This is a genomic window from Mesorhizobium sp. B2-5-11 (assembly GCF_006440835.1).
Lineage (GTDB): Bacteria > Pseudomonadota > Alphaproteobacteria > Rhizobiales > Rhizobiaceae > Mesorhizobium.
In genome coordinates, this window is the sequence record NZ_VFUK01000013.1 from 19,556 (window position 1) to 36,214 (window position 16,659).

Consider the following 16,659-nt stretch of genomic DNA (forward strand, 5'->3'; position numbering starts at 1 on the left):
TATCTGCATCGAACTTGGACAGCACACAGTTACAATGCTCGTCTGATATCTCAGGTGGTGATGGCCAGAGGAGACCGTCAAGGGCAAATATCGATTTCGTGAACCGAACGGCAAAGCGAGTGCATTGATGCGGCTGGTACGGTGTTGAATCAGATCGTTGAGCACTCCCAAGTCTAACGGGATGCTCGTGGTGCGTGCGGGCATTCCTCGTCTACATATCGGGCCCAACGATCGGGAGATTGCGATGATCGATCGACGAGGCCTTATTCTGGTCTCCGCGGCGGCGATGTTGCCATTGGGCACATCGGCCGCATGGGGCCAGCGCCAACCCGTGCCGACAACCTTCGATTACGGGCCGGCCAAGCTCGATATCTATGCGCCGGATGGCGCACGCGGATTGCCGGTCGTCTTCTTCGTCCATGGCGGCGCCTGGCGCTCCGGCAAGCGCTCGCAGGTCAACGCGAAGCCGGCCTTCCTGCTCGCCAACGGGTTTTGCCTGGTCTCCATCGACTATCGCATGCTGCCCGAAGCGGAGGTCGCCACCCAGGCCGACGATGTCGAAAAGGCCTATGCCTATGTCCGCGCCAACATTGCCCGGCATGGCGGCGATGCCAGGCGGATCGTGGCCATGGGCCATTCGGCCGGTTGCCACCTCGTTGCGCTGACCGGCATGCGTGGCGGTCTACCGGGTGTCGCCGCGCTGCTTCTCGACGACACCAGGGCCTATGACCTCACCGCGCTTGCCAGGAATGGCGGCATGGCGGGGGCCTATGCGCGGGCCTTCCCCGATCCCGCGCAATGGGCGGCGTTGTCGCCGGCCAGTTATGTAGATGGCCGCAAGCACCCACCGACCTTCATCGCCTACTCAGGCGCTTCGGGCCGGGACGGGGACTCCAAGGCGTTCGCCGAGCGCTTGCGCGCCACCGGCACCAAGGTGACGCTGTTCGACGGCAGCGCCTATACGCACATGTCGATCAACCGCGATTTCGGCGAGGATGGCGACGCCTTGACCGGGGCGGCACTGGCATTCCTGAAATCGGCGGTTGGGTGATTGCGGCATCGAAACGGAGCTCTGAACGTCACCGCGAGGAGCGAGGAGGACCGGCCTACCAGCGCGTCTTTTCGCCGGGAGCCGCCGGTTCGATCGCCAGCGCGTGCAGGCCAGCCTTCAATTCGTCGGCCAAAAGCGCGTTGACCGCGCGGTGGCGCTCGATGCGGCTCATGCCGGCAAAATCCTGCGAAACAATGCGGACGCGGAAATGCGTCTCGCCGGTGCCGTCGAACGTAGCCTGGTGGCCGGATTCCACATGATGATGGCCGGCGTGCAGATGGCTTTCGTTGATGACGACCAGCCGCTCCGGCGAAAATGCCTTGCTCAACTTGTCTTCCATGGTTGCCTGTATGGACATTGCCGTCTCCCTTCACCACATATCGCCAGCGGGATCGCGGAAGCCGAACCGACTTCGTTGCATGTCGCGCTTCAACAAAATCGGTCCTTCGCCTGCTTTATGCCGCGATTCAGCGGTTAGGGCGATCATCGCGAAAATGTCAATTCTTGTTTCGCATCTGCGAACGCCCCATAAATGGGTTAGATGAAGCCGTATCCCAAATATTTCGAGAAGATCCGCATCCGCCAGGAGAAGGACGCGGAGCTGAAGTCGCACGCGCCGATCTGCCAGTGGGATGGCTGCAAGGAGGCGGGCACCCATCGCGCTCCGGTCGGGCGCATGAAGGAGGGCGAGTATTTCCGCTTCTGCTTCGACCATGTGCGCGAGTACAACAAGGGTTTCAACTATTTTTCCGGCGTTCCGGACACCGAGGTCGCCCGTTTCCAGAAGGAGGCGATGACCGGCCATCGGCCGACCTGGAAGATGGGCGTCAACGGCGCCTCGACGCGCTCGTCTCCCGATATGGCGCAGATGCGCTCCGGCCGCGCCGGCTACTACAACCGGATGCGCGACCCGTTCGACCTGTTCAAGGGGCCGAAGGATCCCCGGGAGGTGCGCGAGCGCAAGGCCAAGCCGCTTGAGGCCAAGGCGCTGGAAACGCTTGGCCTTGATACAAAGGCGACTGGCAAGGAGATCAAGGCGCGCTATAAGGAACTGGTGAAGCGTCACCATCCGGATGCGAATGGCGGCGACAGAGGTTCGGAAGACCGGTTCCGCGATGTGCTCCAGGCCTATCGCGTGCTCAAGCAGGCGGGTTTGTGCTGAGCGACCCAACGGTTCGTGTCGTTTTCCAACTTTCATAAGGGTGGAAAAGGCTCTAAGACCGCCCCCGGAGAAAATCGATTGCCGGCGAAATCAGTCGTTTCGCCCGTGGAGACGTGGATAGAGATGAACAAGGTCGATCGCGACATCGCCAACCTGCCCGACACCACGGTGTCGGTGAAGGACAAATTCGGCTTCGACTCCAAGATGGTGGTGCCGGCCTATTCGGTCACCAGCGAACATGTGCCCGACATCGATCCCGACTATCTTTTCGACAAGGCGACGACGATGGCGATCCTCGCCGGCTTCGCCTACAACCGGCGCGTCATGGTCTCGGGCTATCACGGCACCGGCAAATCGACCCATATCGAGCAGGTCGCGGCCCGCCTCAACTGGCCTTGCGTGCGCGTCAATCTCGACAGCCATGTCAGCCGTATCGACCTCGTCGGCAAGGACGCGATCGTGGTCAAGGATGGCTTGCAGATCACCGAATTCCGCGACGGCATCCTGCCCTGGGCCTACCAGCACAATGTGGCGCTGTGCTTCGACGAGTATGACGCCGGCCGGCCGGACGTGATGTTCGTCATCCAGCGCGTGCTGGAATCGTCTGGTCGGCTGACGCTGCTCGACCAGAGCCGCGTCATCCGTCCGCATCCGGCGTTCCGGCTGTTCTCGACCGCCAACACGGTCGGGTTGGGCGACACCACCGGCCTCTACCACGGCACCCAGCAGATCAACCAGGCGCAGATGGACCGCTGGTCGATCGTCACCACGCTGAACTACCTGCCGCACGACAACGAGGTGAACATCGTGCTGGCCAAGGCCAAGCACTATCGCGACGGCAAGGGCAAGGACATCGTCAACAAGATGGTGCGCGTCGCCGACATGACGCGCTCGGCCTTCATCAATGGCGATCTGTCGACCGTGATGAGCCCGCGTACCGTCATCACCTGGGCCGAGAATGCCGAGATCTTCGGCAATATCGGCATGGCGTTCCGGCTGACCTTCCTCAACAAATGCGACGAACTGGAGCGCTCGGTGGTGGCCGAGTTCTACCAGCGCGCCTTCGGCGAGGATCTGCCGGAGAGCGCCGCCAATGTGGTGCTGGGCTAAGCAGAGCCTCGATGGCGGGTCCGGGCGACAATACGCGCAACAAGTCGAAGACGGGCTCTGAAGCCGACAGCTTCAAGCGCGCCGTCACCGTCTGCATGCGCGCCATCGCCGGCGACAAGGAGCTGGAAGTCGGCTTCGCCAAGGACCGCCCGGCGCTCGCAGGCAGCCGCGCCCGGCTGCCGGAATTGCCCAAGAAGGCGTCCAAGACCGACATAGCCATCACCCGCGGCCTCGGCGATTCCATGGCGCTCAAGCGCGCCTGCCATGACGTGCGCATCCACAGCAGACTGGCGCCGGAAGGCAAGGTGGCCCGCGCCATCTACGACGCGGTCGAGCAGGCGCGCGTCGAGGCGATCGGCAGCCGCGCCATGCAAGGGGTCGCCGACAATATAGGCTCGATGCTGGAGGACAAATACGCCAAGGCCAATCTCGTCGACGTCAAGGACAAGGCCGACGCCCCGATCGAGGAGGCGCTGGCGCTGATGGTGCGCGAGAAGCTGACCGGCCGGCCGATCCCCAAGAGCGGCGAGCGGCTGGTCGAGCTCTGGCGCCCCTGGGTAGAGGAAAAGGCCAGCGCCGACCTCGACGGGCTGTCGTCCAAGCTCGACGACCAGCAGGCCTTCGCCCGCGTCGTGCGCGATATGCTCGCCTCCATGGAAATGGCCGAGGAACTCGGCGACGATCAGGAGACCGAAGACTCAGAGGACAATGACGATAACCAGCCGCAAGGCGAGGAACAGAGCGAGGAAGGCGGCGAGGACGATTCCGGCTCCGAACAGTCGCAGTCCGAGGATGCCGAGGCTTCCGCTGACGACGAGCAGTCGGCCGAGACCGAAGCCTCCGACGCCACTGCCGACGATTTGTCCGACGATGACGATGCCGATGCCGAGACGCCCGGCGAGGCGCGCCGCAATGACAACCCTTTCACCAACCTGCCGAAGGAGATCGATTACAAGGTCTTCACGTCAGCTTTCGACGAGACGGTGGGGGCGGAGGAGCTTTGCGAGGAAGAAGAACTCGACCGGCTGCGCGCTTTCCTCGACAAGCAACTCGCCAACCTGTCCGGCGTCGTCGGCCGGCTGGCCAACCGTTTGCAGCGCCGCCTGATGGCGCAGCAGAACCGGTCGTGGGATTTCGACCTGGAAGAGGGCTATCTCGACCCGGCACGGTTGGTGCGCGTCGTCATCGATCCGATGCAGCCGCTGTCCTTCAAGCAGGAGCGCGACACCAAATTCCGCGACACGGTGGTGACGCTGGTGCTCGACAATTCGGGGTCCATGCGCGGCCGGCCGATCACCGTGGCCGCCACCTGCGCCGACATTCTGGCGCGCACGCTGGAACGCTGCGGCGTTTCGGTCGAGATTTTGGGCTTCACCACGCGCGCCTGGAAAGGCGGGCAGGCCCGCGAGAAGTGGCTGAAGGACGGCAAGCCGCCGAATCCGGGCCGGCTGAACGACCTGCGCCACATCATCTACAAGTCGGCCGACCATCCCTGGCGGCGGGCACGGCGCAATCTCGGACTGATGATGCGCGAGGGCCTGCTCAAGGAAAACATCGACGGCGAGGCGCTGCTGTGGGCGCATAACCGGCTGATCGCCCGACCCGAACAGCGCAAGATCCTGATGATGATCTCCGACGGCGCGCCGGTCGACGATTCGACACTGTCGGTCAATCCGGGCAATTATCTCGAGCGCCATCTGCGCGCCGTCATCGAGCTGATCGAGACGCGCTCGCCGGTCGAGCTGCTTGCCATCGGCATCGGCCATGACGTCACCCGCTATTACCGGCGCGCCGTCACCATTGTCGATGCCGAGGAACTGGCCGGCGCCATGACCGAGCAATTGGCTTCGCTGTTCGCCGAGGAAAGCGCACGCGATACGCGGCGCGGCGGCATGCGGCGCGCCGGATGATCTTTTCGCACGGCGGATTTCGACAAGCACTTTTCGCCGCCATCGCCCTGTTTGCCGGTGCAGCCCCGGTGCCATCCAGTTCGGCCGGCGCGACCTCGGTTGAACCGGTCGAGGTCTTAGCCCGCCCGATCACCGAATTCCGTATAGGCCGTGCCGACAAGCAATTCGGTCCGCTCGAATTCGTCGGCGGGCTGGAGATGACGTCGCCGTCGCGCGATTTCGGCGCGCTGTCGGCCTTCCGTTTCCTGAAAGGCGGTCGCGACTTCGTCGGCGTCGCCGATACCGGATTCTGGTTCTTCGGCACCGTGACCCATGATGCGGACAAGCGCCCGTCAGGCATCGGGGACTTCCGCATGGAACAGATGGTCGATGCATCGGGCCAGCCGATCGACGAGAAATCGGAAGTCGATGCCGAGGGGCTTTCCGTCAAGGACGGCATTGCCACCGTGGGTTTCGAGCGCAACCATCGCGTCGCCCAGTTCAAAATTGGCCCCGACGATATGAAGGCGCCGTTCAGGCAGATGGATTTCCTGGTTCCGGCATGGGAGCTGCGCCGGAACCGAGGCTTCGAGACCGTCACCCACGCCAATGCCAATGGCCGCCACCAAGGCGGCCTGGTCGTGGTGTCGGAAAAGAGCTTGGACAAGGCCGGCAACATCTATGCCGCCATCATCGAAGGTCCGCACAAGGGCGTCTTCACCGTCAAGCGCAACGGCGATTTCGATATCACCGATGGGGCTTTCCTGCCGGATGGCGACCTTCTGCTGCTGGAGCGCAGTTTCACGATGGCAGGAGGTCTCAAGATGCGGCTGCGGCGCATTGATGGCGAGACCGTGGAGAAGGGCGCGGTCGCCGACGGTCCGGTGCTGCTGGAAGCCGATATGGGCTACCAGATCGACAATATGGAAGGGCTCGACGTCTGGAAGCGCGAAGACGGCGCGCTGATGGTGTCGCTGATCTCCGACGACAACCACTCGATCCTGCAGCGCAATCTCTATCTGGAATTCATTTTGCACCAGGACTGATTTGGCGCTCCAACTGCGAAGCTGAAGTTGAAGGTATTCAACGCCGGCTTCGATTTGGTCGGCTATTCATCAAATGACGGCGTCCGCTCAGGGTCGCGAGCCGTTGGTGGCGATCCAGATGACATGACGCGCGCCGCGCTTGCCGTTGGCGCGCGTGCTCACCTCCTCGACCGCGAAACCTGCCTGCTTCAGCCGCCGGGTGAAGCCGCTGTCCGGCCCTTGCGACCACACGGCAAGCACGCCGCCGGGCTTCAGTGCGGTGCGCGCTGCCGCCAGACCCTGCAGGCTGTACAGCGCGTCGTTGGATTTGTGAACGATGCCGTCCGGGCCGTTGTCGACATCGAGCAGGATGGCGTCCCAGACCGCGGGCCGGGATCTTATAAACTGCCCGACATCGGCCTCCCGGACGATGACGCGCGGATCGTCGAGACAGCCACCAAACACCTCCGCCATCGGCCCTCGCGCCCACGCGATGACCGCCGGCACCAACTCCGCGACAGTGATTTCGGCATTCTCGCCCAACTCGGCGAGAGCGGCGCGCAGCGTAAAACCCATGCCAAGCCCGCCGATCAGCATTCTCGGCTGTCTGCGGCCGGCGATCCTCCGACAGGAGAGCCTGGCCAACGCTTCTTCCGAGCCGCTGAGGCGGCTGTTCATCAACTCGTTGGTGCCCAGCATGATCGAGAATTCGGAACCGCGCCGCTTGAGCCGAAGCTCCTGCGCGCCATCCGGGGTTTTCGCGGAGTCCAACTGGATCCAGGGAATCACGGCCTAGACCGCAGCAACAGCCGGCTGGCTCCAGCGGGCGGCGAGCAGCCGATAGGGGATCAGTGCCACGACGGCGATGATCAGCTTCACGCTGAGGTCGCCAAGCGCCCAAGAGACCCAACGCATGGCCTCGACCGGCAGCACGCCCATCAGCGGCGCCGTTTCCAGCGCAAAACTGTCGCTTGGGCCAACGAAGGCGAAAGCCGCGGAGAAAGCGACGCTGAAGAACACGACGGTGTCGAACACCGAGCCGACCAGCGTGCCGACGATCGGCGCCCGCCACCAGCTCTGTCGGCGCAGACGGTTGAACACGGTCACGTCCAGCAATTGCGCGGTGAGGAAGGCCGCGCCGGACGCCGCCGCGATGCGCACCAGCCGGTCGGCGGCGGTCTCGAACTCGATGAAACCATGGCGGAACAGGAAGGGCGGCACGAGGACCGAGCAGACCACCGCCGTCATGAAGCCGACAAAGACGATCCGGCGCGCCACGGCAGGCCCGTAGCGGCGGTTGGCAAGGTCCGTGACCAGAAAGGAGAACGGGTAGGTGAACGCGCCCCAGGTGAGCAGGTCGGCCAGCGACAAGCCGCCGATCCGACCCTGCATCGGGAACTGCACGAGGATATTCGATGCCACGACGACAAGCGCCATGGCGGCCACGAAGGGCAGGTATCGCGAGAAGGAAGTCATTTTTTTATCCTGGGTAATGGAACCAGCGGAGCGTCATGCCGAAACCGGATCGCGCTCGCTTTGTTCGAGCATCGGATTTCCGAAACCGCCTTGCGGACGGCGACCCGATGTCCAAGGCCAACAAGAGGTTGGCCAGGGCGGTTGTCCCCCGCCTGAAGGCAGTTTACGCGGCAGCCTGCTCGGCGAGCTTCTTGGCGATCTGCTTCTTCAAGAGGCGCGCGCGCTGCGACAGCTCCTTGACGTCAGCCTTGGCCAGGAAGGCGTCGAGACCGCCGCGATGCTCGACCGAACGCAGCGCGTTGGCGGAAATGCGCAGGCGCACATTCTGGTTCAGCGCTTCCGAAATGAGCGTCACATTGACGAGGTTCGGCAGGAAGCGACGCTTGGTCTTGTTGTTGGCGTGGCTCACATTGTTGCCGGTCTGGACTGCCTTGGCAGTGAGTTCGCAGGTGCGGGACATGGTTCTAACCTTCAGTTCTCTCGGGGACCTGCCAAACCTTCGTGCCCACGCCGGGTGGCGCGCGGTTCTGGTCAAGCGGCCTTATGGAAAAAGTTGGCGTTCCATAGTTGCATTTCGCCCATGCGTCAAGCTCCAGCCTGGGCCCAGCGGCATTTCATACTAAGGCCGGAATTCGTCGTATAAGCGGTTCCATAGGGACATGCCAGACCGGAGTTGTCCGCCTCCGGTTGAAATCAAGGATCCGATCGCGCCATGCTTCGCTTGCCCCATGCCCTTGCCGCCGCGCTGGCCGTCGCCTTGCCGTCGGCCGCGACGGCCGCCTCGCCGCAGTCCTTCAGGGGCGAATACACAGTGTCGTTTCTCGGCCTTTCTATCGCGAAATCAAGCTTTTCAAGCCATTATGAGAACGGCGTCTACTCGATCGACGGCAGCGTTTCCGCGGCTGGTCTCGCCAAGCTGTTCGATGACACGCGCGGCACGATCTCGTCCAAGGGTACGATTTCGGGCCAGAAGATGGTGCCGCAGGCGTTCCGCGCGGACTACACTTCCGGCAAGAAAGCCTCCGCCATCGACATTCGTTTTGCCAATGGCAACGTCATCTCGACGACGGTCGTTCCCGCGCCGGAAAAGCGCGATCCCGACAGTTGGGTGCCGCTTGGCGCCGGCGACCTGGCATCGGTGCTCGATCCGATGGCGGCAACCGTCATCCATGCCGGCAGCCTCGACAAGGTCTGCGGCCGCACCGTGAGGCTGTATGACGGCGAGATGCGCGCCAACCTGACGCTGAGCTACGCTTCAAAAGGGTCGATCTCGGTGCCCGGCTACAAGGGCGACACGGTCACATGCCGGATGGGTTTCGAGCCGGTGGCGGGCTACCGCAAGGGCCGCAAGGCGCTCAACTACCTCAAGAACAAAAGCCGCATAATGGTGACATTTGCGCCGCTCGGCCAAACCGGGGTATATGCGCCGATCCGCGCGACGGTCGGGACGCAGATCGGCACCTTGACCATCAGCGCCAGGCGTTTCGAAGCAATACAATAAGGCGCCACGCGCGCCGCTGGAGACAGAATGGGGCGCGCGACACTGATCGGCTTTTCGGCCGTCGCCATGTGGGCACTGCTGGCGTTGCTTACGGACGCATCCGGCAAGGTGCCGCCGTTCCTCTTGTCGGCGATCACCTTCTCGATCGGCACCGGGGTGGGGCTTTTCGCGCGCCTTTTCATGCCGGCCGCGGATAAAAGCCAGAGGATACCTCGCCAGGTCTGGGTGATCGGCATTGCCGGCCTTTTCGGCTACCACTTTTTCTACTTCACCGCGCTGCGCAACGCGCCGGCGGTGGAGGCCAGTCTGATCGCCTATCTGTGGCCGCTGCTGATCGTGCTCGGCTCGGCGCTGATGCCGGGCGAGCGGCTGGCCTGGAACCATATCGTGGGCGCGCTGCTTGGCCTTGCCGGCACCGTGCTCATCGTCACCAAGGGCGGCGGCCTCGCCTTCGACGCGCGCTATGCCTTCGGCTACGCCATGGCTGCCGTCTGCGCCGTGCTGTGGTCGTCCTACTCGCTCCTGTCGCGGCGTTTCCCGTCAGTGCCGACCAGCATCGTCACTTGGTTCTGCGCGGCGACCGCGCTGTTGTCGCTTGCCTGCCATCTGGCGCTGGAAGAGACGGTGCTGCCCGCGAGTGCCGGGCAATGGCTTGCCGTGCTCGGGCTCGGCCTGATGCCAGTGGGGGCAGCCTTCTATGCCTGGGATGTCGGCGTCAAGCGCGGCAACATCCAGGTGCTGGGCGCGGCAAGCTATGCCGCGCCGCTCCTGTCGACGCTGGTGTTGATCGCGGCCGGCGTCGCCGAACCGTCGCTGCGCATCCTCGCCGCTTGCGTGCTCATCACCGGCGGCGCTGCCCTGGCGGCAAAATCGCTGTTCCTGCGCAAGCCTGCGGCTGCCGAAGGCGGAGCCGGGGCATCCGAAGGCGGAGCCCGGGCATGACGATGCCGTTTCCGGGCGGCATCGACGGCAACGCCAATGCGACGCTGATCTTTTCCCTGGTGGCGGCGGTTGTCTACGCCTTCACATCAGGCATGGCGCCGACGCTCGCCCGTTCGGCGGCAAAAACGCTCGCCGTGGCCATGCTTGCCGTGCTGGCGGCGATGCAGGGCGGGCCGCTGCTGCTGGTCGCCGCCCTTGCACTGAGCGCCATCGGCGACGCCTTCCTGTCGCGGGATGGCGAAAAGATGTTTCTCGGCGGGCTGGGCAGCTTTCTCGCCGCGCATATCGTCTATGTCGTGCTGTTCCTGCGCAGGGGCGAGGGGCTGGGAGTGCTGGGGGCCGAACCCTGGCGCGCGGCAATCGCACTGGCGATGGCGGTATTCGTTATTCTCATGCTGGCGGCGCTGTGGCGCCGCGTCGGCCCGGCCCTGCGAGCGCCGATCGCGGGCTATGTCGCGGCCATCCTCGCCATGGGCATTTCGGCGCTGACGACGAGCAGTGCCGCTGTTATCGGCGGTGCCGTGCTGTTCATGGCGTCCGACGCGCTGCTGGCCACGGAACGCTTCCTGGCGGCCGCCATTTCGCCACATCGCGCCTGGATGCGTTTGGCGGTCTGGGTGCTTTACTACGCCGCGCAGCTCGTGATCACGCTTGGTTTCCTGCTGCGCTAAGGGTTTCCGGCTGCGTCAGAGCTGTTTAGGCCGCCAACCAGGCTCCGCCAGTTCAAACGCCGCAAAGTCGAAGCCCGGCGCCACGGTGCAGCCGACCAGGGTCCACTCGCCCAGGCTGCGCGCCGATTGCCACCAGCCCGCCGGCACGACGATTTGCGGCCGCTCGCCGGCCGCAAGCTCGATGCCGAGCACCTGCTCGATCACCCGGTTAGCCTTTGGGCCGCCTTCTTCCCATATCGACAGCGCCAGCGGCGCGCCGGCGTAGAAGTGCCAGGCCTCGGCTGCATCCCTGACGCGATGCCAGGCGGAAACCTGGCCCTGCTCCAGCAGAAAATAGATCGCCGTCGAGTGGCCTCGAGCTCCGCCGCCACCGTCGCGAAAGGTTTCCGTGTACCAGCCGCCTTCCGGATGCGGCTTCATGCCAAGGATGACGATGATTTCTGCGGAACTCGTCATGGTTTCGACCAGTGTCGCTTGGCCTAGAAATTATCCTTGCGCTTGCGGATCTCGGCAAAAACCTCGACATCCGACGCCTTCTCCATGCCGAGATGCCTGCGGATTGCCGGATCGTGCCAGCGCAGGAAAGGGTTGGTCGACAATTCCTCGCCGATCGTGGTCGGCAGCGTCGGCTTGTTATCGGCGCGCAGCGCTTCAATTTTTGCCGCGCGTTCCTTCAATGCCGAATTGGTCCGGTCGACGCTCAGCGCGAAACGGGCGTTGGCGAGCGTGTATTCGTGCCCGCAATAGATCACGGTCGCGGCAGGCAGTGCCGCGAGCTTCTTCAGGGATTCAAACATCACCGGCGGCTTGCATTCGAACAGCCGCCCGCAACCGAGCGCGAACAGCGTGTCGGCGGTGAACGCCACTTTCGATGCCGGCAGGTGATAGGAGACGTGGCCAGCGGTGTGGCCGGGGGTGGCGATCACTTCGATACGTTCCTCGCCGAGATGCAGGACCGAACCGTCCTCGACCGTGTCGTCAATGCCGGGGATCCTGGCCTTTTCCGCTTCGGGACCGACGATGCGCAGCTTGAAGCGCTGCTTCAGCGCCAGATTGGCCTCGACATGGTCGGCATGGTGATGCGTGGTCAGGATCATCGTCGGCGTCCAGCCGGTGCGCTTGACCGCAGCCAGGATCGCCGCTTCTTCCGGCGCATCGATAAGCGCGGTCTGACCGCTTTTGGGATCATGCACCAGCACGCCGAAATTGTCGCTGCGGCACATGAACTGTTCGATTTCGACCGCCATCGCATCTCTCCATCTTTCGCCGCAGACATAGGACGCCGACGCGCGGATGTCATCCCGGAGATGACTAATGTCAGGATGTCATTCGACATCCGGGATCTCGGGACGTCGCGGCCTTTTGTTGAAACCCGCCGATATCGCGGCTACATCCCTGACATGCATTCCGACATCGTCGATCTCCGCTCCTTCTATTCGACAGCGCTCGGTCGCTTCGCCGAGCATTCGATCACCATGGCCTTGTCATCGATATGGGCCACCGTGCCCAATGAGCGGCTTGTCGGGCTCGGCTACACCTTGCCTTGGCTGGAACGGTTCGGCAGCGACGCCGAGCGGGTGTTCGCCTTCATGCCGGCGACGCAGGGCGCCGTGGTCTGGCCGGCGGCGGGACCGACGGCGACGGCTCTGGTTTTCGACGAGGAACTGCCGCTGGTCGATTCCTGCATCGACCGCATGCTGCTCGTGCATTCGCTCGAGCATGTCGAAAACCCGCGCGAAACGCTGAACGAGATCTGGCGCGTGCTGTCGCCGGCCGGCCGGGTGGTCATCGTCGTGCCCAACCGGCGCGGCGTCTGGGCGCGGTTCGAGCACACGCCGTTTGGCAATGGCAGGCCGTTCTCGCGCGGTCAGCTCACCGAATTGCTGCGCGAGGCGAATTTCACGCCCGCCGCCTGGTCCGACGCCCTGTTCTTTCCGCCATCGCGGCGGCGTTTCATGATGCGCTTCCACAATATGGTGGAGCGCGCCGGCCGGCGGCTGTGGCCGATCTTTTCCGGCGTCATCGTGGTCGAGGCGCAGAAGCGGCTCTATCAGGGCGTGCCGGCCGCCCAGCGCGCTTCCCGACGGGTTTTCGTGCCGGTGCTTTCGCCGCATGCAGCAACGCGGCTCGGCCGGCGAATAGAGACCGGGGGCACGACATCGCCGGGTCCGCGAATGACACCTTCGTGATCATGCCAGAAACTTGCGCCGGACGGCATTTCGCGACCTATCTGTCGCTGACGGGCTCGCAGCCTGGCTGAGTGACCAGTGGCGTCACTACACTTCATCCGGTTTTCAGCACCGCTTTTGAACGCAAGGACTTCAGCTCATGGCCGATTATCCGGACAATGATGCCTCTGCCCGGCCTATCGCTGCGGTCGAAGCTTCGAGCCTGCGTGATCAGGTGGCAACCATCAAGCTGGCGCTTGCCGGGTCGCCGGTCCGCAAAGGGCTACGCTGGGCCTCCATCGGAATGGTTGCCGTCATTGTCGCGACCTCGATCGGCCAGGTTCTGCTCAACCGCTGGAACCAGCCTTTCTACGATGCGCTTGCACGCCGCGACATGCAGGCCTTCCTGCACCAGCTCGCCGTTTTTGCCGCGATTGCCGGTGGGCTTCTTGTGCTCAATGTCGGCCAGACCTGGCTCAATCAGACGATCCGGCTGAAGCTGCGCGAGGCGCTGACGCTCGATCTGATCGATGGATGGATGCGGCCGGCGCGCGCTTTTCGCCTGGCGCATGCAGGCGCCATCGGGGTCAATCCCGACCAGCGCATGCAGCAGGACGCGAGCCATCTTTCCGACCTGTCGACGGATCTTGGCGTTGGCCTGCTGCAATCCCTAATCCTGCTCGCCTCCTTCGTCGGCGTGTTATGGGAGCTGTCCTCGGGCTTCGTCTTCCATGTCGGCGGGACATCGCTCGCCATACCGGGCTACATGGTGTGGGCGGCCATCCTCTATGCCGGAACGGCTTCCTGGCTGAGCTGGCTGGTCGGACGGCCACTGATCCACCTCAACAGCGACCGCTACACACGCGAGGCGGAGCTGCGTTCCTCGATGGTGCGCGTCAACGAGAACATCGATGCCATCGCGCTCGCCCGAAGCGAGCCCGATGCCAGGCGGCGGCTGGAAACCGACCTGGGCACCGTGCTCGGCGCCATGCGACGCATCTATAACGCCCAGATCAATCTCGCCTGGGTGACGGACACCTATGGCTGGATCACCGTGGTGGCTCCCATCCTGGTCGCTTCGCCGGTCTATTTCGCGGGCGATATCAGCTTCGGCGGACTGATGATGGCGGTCGGCGCCTTCAATCAGGTCCATTCTTCATTGCGTTGGTTCATCAACAATATCGGCAGCATCGCCGATTGGCGCGCGACGCTGATGCGCGTCGCCGATTTCCGCATTGCGCTGGATGAGACCGATGTGCTGCACGGCCAGGAAAGGCGCATCGAATTCGGCGAGAATGCAAACGGCAAGCTGACCTTCGAGAAACTCGAAGTGGCCTCGCCGGAGGGCTGCACGAGGCTCGCCGACCAGCATGTCGAGATCCACGCCGGCGAACGCGTCATGCTCACCGGCGAGCCTGGCGCGGGCAAGACGCTGTTCTTTCGCGCCATTGCCGGCCTGTGGCCATGGGGGAGCGGGCGCATCGGCATGCCGGCGGGAGAGACGCCCATCTTCGTGCCGCGCACGCCTTACTTCCCAACCGCCACGCTGCGCGAAGTGCTCGACCGCGTGGACGGGGTTGCGCCGGCAAGCGATGCCCATATCTCAGCCGTGCTGGCCGAGATCGGCCTGGAACACCTGTCGTCGTCGCTCGGCCGCAGCGCGCGCTGGGAGCATGAACTGGCCGACGACGAACTGCGCCTGCTGGCCTTTGCCCGCCTCGTGCTGCGCCAACCAAAATGGGTGATCATCGACGAGGCTCTCGATGCCTTCGACGGACCGACACTGCGGCGGGTGTTGTCGATGCTGGAGAAGCGGCTGGGCGGGGCGACGATCCTCAATATAGGCCGCGGCCAGCACAACAATCAATTCTTCCCGCGCGCACTGACCATCGTGAAGGCGTCCGGCGTGCCGGCTCTGAAGCCCGCGCGCATAAGGGCAGGCGCGATCGAGCCGCCGCCGGCCGCTCCTCGCCGCAAGAAATAGCACTTCCGGCATCTATTCGGACCAGCCCGCGCCACGCCACGTGGCAGCTTTATTTCGCCGTGATCGCGAGGGAAGATCGCACCGGAAACATAGCTTGAGCCGGCCATGCTTGATGCTCTCAGCCTGCTTGCCTGCCTGGCCTGCACCGAGGCCGCCGTGACTGCGCCTGCGCCGGATAGTCTGGCCGTTGATGTCCAACTGGTGCTGGCGGTCGATATCTCATTGTCGATGGACGAGAAGGAGTTCGCCCTGCAGCGCGCCGGCTATGTGGAGGCGCTGCGTCATCCCGACTTCATCAAGGCGGTCCGCGCCGGGAACGCCGGTCGCATCGCGCTCACCTATTTCGAATGGGCCGGCACTGTGCGCGACGACGCGCTCATCGGCTGGCAGGTCATCGACGGCGCTGAGAGCGCCAACGCTTTTGCCGACAAGATTGCAGCCCGCCCGTTCCGCAGCTTCCGCGGCACGTCGATCTCCGGCGCGCTCGCCTTCGGTGCAGGGCTTTTCGACCGCACTACTTTCGAAAGCGAACGCAGCGTCATCGATATTTCCGGTGACGGACCAAACAATATCGGGCTGCCCGTCACCGCCACGCGGGATGCGGCAAACGCCAGAGGCATCGTCATCAACGGCCTGCCGATCCTGATCAATCCATCGCCCACCTTCAGCCATCTCGACCGGTATTACGCCCAGTGCGTAACCGGCGGGCCGGGCTCCTTCGTGCTGCCGATTTATACAGCCGCCGAATTCTCGACGGCGATCCGGCGCAAGTTGATCCTCGAAGTGAGCGGCGTTCAGAACGAGACCAGGATCATTCCCGCCGAAGCCGAGGCTCCGATCGACTGCCTGCAAGGCGAACGCGACAGACGGTTCTTGTCGGATCCGTATTTCCCGGAGCTCGATCGCTGAGCCTTCGCCGGGCTATGCGTCCCAACCTGCTGATGACCTTCGTCGCAGAGATCAGCCTGCAGCTCGACTTCGCCCGAAAAGGGGGTGTCATAGCCACCTCCGGGATGGCCCTTATCGCTTCAACAAGAACACCGCTTGCTGGCCGAAGAAGTTCCAGAACCACCATGGCATCGACAGGCCGATCTTCTGGCCGTTGGCGTCGAGCGCGGTCGCCCTTTCCACGGTCGCGCCAAGCTCCTCGCACAGATTGACGAAGTCGCGGATGGTGCAGAAGTGGATATTTGGCGTGTCGTACCAGGAATAGGGCAGGTCCTTGGTCACCGGCATGCGGCCCTTGACGAACAGCGACAGGCGCACCCGCCAGTGGCCGAAATTGGGGAAGGACACGATGGCGTGTTCGCCGATCCTGAGCAGTTCGTCGAGAACGAGCTTCGGGTTGCGGGTCGCCTGCAAGGTCTGCGACAGGACGACGAAATCAAAACCCTTGTCGGGATAGAATTCGAGATCCTTGTCGGCGTCGCCCTGAACGACGGAAAGGCCGCGCGCCACGCATTCGTTGACACCACGCTGCGACAGCTCCAGTCCGCGGCCGTCGATCTGCTTGGTTTCCTGCAAAAGCTCGAGCAGCGAGCCGTCGCCGGAGCCGACGTCCAGCACCCGCGATTGCGGCGGGATCAGACCGGCGATCACCTCGAGATCGACGCGCTGGGCGCGGTTGACGCTCATGGCTTGCCCCTTGTCGTGGTGCGTGACCCTTGATGGACAGGTCTG

The 16,659-nt window shown here is 63.8% G+C and carries 18 protein-coding genes; 11 read left to right on the top strand and 7 right to left on the bottom strand.

Annotated elements, in window-relative coordinates:
- The first annotated feature begins 244 nt into the window (after window positions 1–244).
- On the top strand, window positions 245–1,051 hold the full coding sequence (locus FJ490_RS27930; RefSeq protein ID WP_140664817.1) for an alpha/beta hydrolase: 807 nt from the start codon (window positions 245–247) through the stop codon (window positions 1,049–1,051).
- 55 nt (window positions 1,052–1,106) lie between these two features.
- On the opposite strand, the gene FJ490_RS27935 is transcribed toward FJ490_RS27930, so the two are convergent.
- The gene (locus tag FJ490_RS27935) at window positions 1,107–1,409 is read right to left on the bottom strand and encodes a BolA family protein (protein WP_140560160.1); all 303 of its coding nucleotides are present in this window, start codon (window positions 1,407–1,409) and stop codon (window positions 1,107–1,109) included.
- Window positions 1,410–1,592: 183 nt separating this feature from the next.
- Here FJ490_RS27935 and FJ490_RS27940 point away from each other — a divergent pair, with 183 nt between their 5' ends.
- From FJ490_RS27940 to FJ490_RS27955, 4 genes are all read left to right on the top strand, one after another.
- Window positions 1,593–2,213, top strand: coding sequence for a J domain-containing protein (locus FJ490_RS27940; protein ID WP_140500760.1), 621 nt, complete (start codon window positions 1,593–1,595; stop codon window positions 2,211–2,213).
- A 123-nt stretch (window positions 2,214–2,336) separates the two neighbouring features.
- On the top strand, window positions 2,337–3,323 hold the full coding sequence (cobS, locus tag FJ490_RS27945; RefSeq protein ID WP_140500761.1) for a cobaltochelatase subunit CobS: 987 nt from the start codon (window positions 2,337–2,339) through the stop codon (window positions 3,321–3,323).
- A gap of 11 nt (window positions 3,324–3,334) precedes the next feature.
- Window positions 3,335–5,233: a cobaltochelatase subunit CobT gene (cobT, locus tag FJ490_RS27950; protein WP_140729320.1), complete on the top strand. Its 1,899-nt coding sequence runs from the start codon at window positions 3,335–3,337 to the stop codon at window positions 5,231–5,233.
- A complete protein-coding gene (locus FJ490_RS27955) occupies window positions 5,230–6,258 on the top strand; it encodes an esterase-like activity of phytase family protein (protein ID WP_140500763.1) in 1,029 nt (342 codons plus the stop codon). The genes cobT and FJ490_RS27955 overlap by 4 nt, the downstream gene beginning before the upstream one ends.
- Before the next feature lie 87 nt (window positions 6,259–6,345).
- Here FJ490_RS27955 and FJ490_RS27960 read toward each other — a convergent pair whose 3' ends face one another.
- From FJ490_RS27960 to rpmB, 3 genes are all read right to left on the bottom strand, one after another.
- Window positions 6,346–7,026: a hypothetical protein gene (locus tag FJ490_RS27960; RefSeq protein ID WP_140547774.1), complete on the bottom strand. Its 681-nt coding sequence runs from the start codon at window positions 7,024–7,026 to the stop codon at window positions 6,346–6,348.
- Between the two features lie 3 nt (window positions 7,027–7,029).
- Window positions 7,030–7,713, bottom strand: a complete 684-nt coding sequence (locus tag FJ490_RS27965) for a queuosine precursor transporter (protein ID WP_140500765.1) — start codon at window positions 7,711–7,713, stop codon at window positions 7,030–7,032.
- Between the two features lie 163 nt (window positions 7,714–7,876).
- Complete coding sequence (gene rpmB / locus FJ490_RS27970) at window positions 7,877–8,173, bottom strand: 50S ribosomal protein L28 (RefSeq protein WP_140500766.1); 297 nt, start codon at window positions 8,171–8,173, stop codon at window positions 7,877–7,879.
- Between the two features lie 252 nt (window positions 8,174–8,425).
- Here rpmB and FJ490_RS27975 point away from each other — a divergent pair, with 252 nt between their 5' ends.
- Genes FJ490_RS27975 through FJ490_RS27985 form a run of 3 tightly spaced genes read left to right on the top strand, consistent with a single transcriptional unit; the run spans window position 8,426 to window position 10,827 of the window.
- Window positions 8,426–9,214: a DUF3108 domain-containing protein gene (locus tag FJ490_RS27975; protein WP_140525409.1), complete on the top strand. Its 789-nt coding sequence runs from the start codon at window positions 8,426–8,428 to the stop codon at window positions 9,212–9,214.
- A 27-nt stretch (window positions 9,215–9,241) separates the two neighbouring features.
- Window positions 9,242–10,156, top strand: a complete 915-nt coding sequence (locus FJ490_RS27980) for an EamA family transporter (protein ID WP_140525410.1) — start codon at window positions 9,242–9,244, stop codon at window positions 10,154–10,156.
- Complete coding sequence (locus FJ490_RS27985; protein ID WP_140525411.1) at window positions 10,153–10,827, top strand: lysoplasmalogenase family protein; 675 nt, start codon at window positions 10,153–10,155, stop codon at window positions 10,825–10,827. Before FJ490_RS27980 ends, FJ490_RS27985 begins: the two co-directional genes overlap by 4 nt.
- Before the next feature lie 15 nt (window positions 10,828–10,842).
- On the opposite strand, the gene FJ490_RS27990 is transcribed toward FJ490_RS27985, so the two are convergent.
- Both FJ490_RS27990 and gloB read right to left on the bottom strand, forming a co-directional pair.
- A complete protein-coding gene (locus FJ490_RS27990) occupies window positions 10,843–11,283 on the bottom strand; it encodes a cupin domain-containing protein (RefSeq protein WP_140500770.1) in 441 nt (146 codons plus the stop codon).
- A gap of 23 nt (window positions 11,284–11,306) precedes the next feature.
- Entirely contained in the window at window positions 11,307–12,074 is a 768-nt protein-coding gene (gene gloB, locus FJ490_RS27995) for a hydroxyacylglutathione hydrolase (RefSeq protein WP_140525412.1), read from the bottom strand.
- Between the two features lie 153 nt (window positions 12,075–12,227).
- Between gloB and FJ490_RS28000 the strand changes: the two genes are divergently transcribed.
- The 3 genes from FJ490_RS28000 to FJ490_RS28010 all read left to right on the top strand — a co-directional run bounded on the left by FJ490_RS28000 (window position 12,228) and on the right by FJ490_RS28010 (window position 15,888).
- The gene (locus FJ490_RS28000; protein WP_140525413.1) at window positions 12,228–13,016 is read left to right on the top strand and encodes a methyltransferase domain-containing protein; all 789 of its coding nucleotides are present in this window, start codon (window positions 12,228–12,230) and stop codon (window positions 13,014–13,016) included.
- Window positions 13,017–13,155: 139 nt separating this feature from the next.
- The gene (locus tag FJ490_RS28005; RefSeq protein ID WP_140525414.1) at window positions 13,156–14,979 is read left to right on the top strand and encodes an ABC transporter ATP-binding protein/permease; all 1,824 of its coding nucleotides are present in this window, start codon (window positions 13,156–13,158) and stop codon (window positions 14,977–14,979) included.
- 105 nt (window positions 14,980–15,084) lie between these two features.
- Window positions 15,085–15,888: a DUF1194 domain-containing protein gene (locus tag FJ490_RS28010; RefSeq protein ID WP_140513896.1), complete on the top strand. Its 804-nt coding sequence runs from the start codon at window positions 15,085–15,087 to the stop codon at window positions 15,886–15,888.
- A gap of 111 nt (window positions 15,889–15,999) precedes the next feature.
- Here the strand turns inward: FJ490_RS28010 and metW are convergent, their stop codons facing one another.
- Window positions 16,000–16,614: a methionine biosynthesis protein MetW gene (gene metW / locus FJ490_RS28015; protein WP_140500775.1), complete on the bottom strand. Its 615-nt coding sequence runs from the start codon at window positions 16,612–16,614 to the stop codon at window positions 16,000–16,002.
- Window positions 16,615–16,659 lie beyond the last annotated feature (45 nt).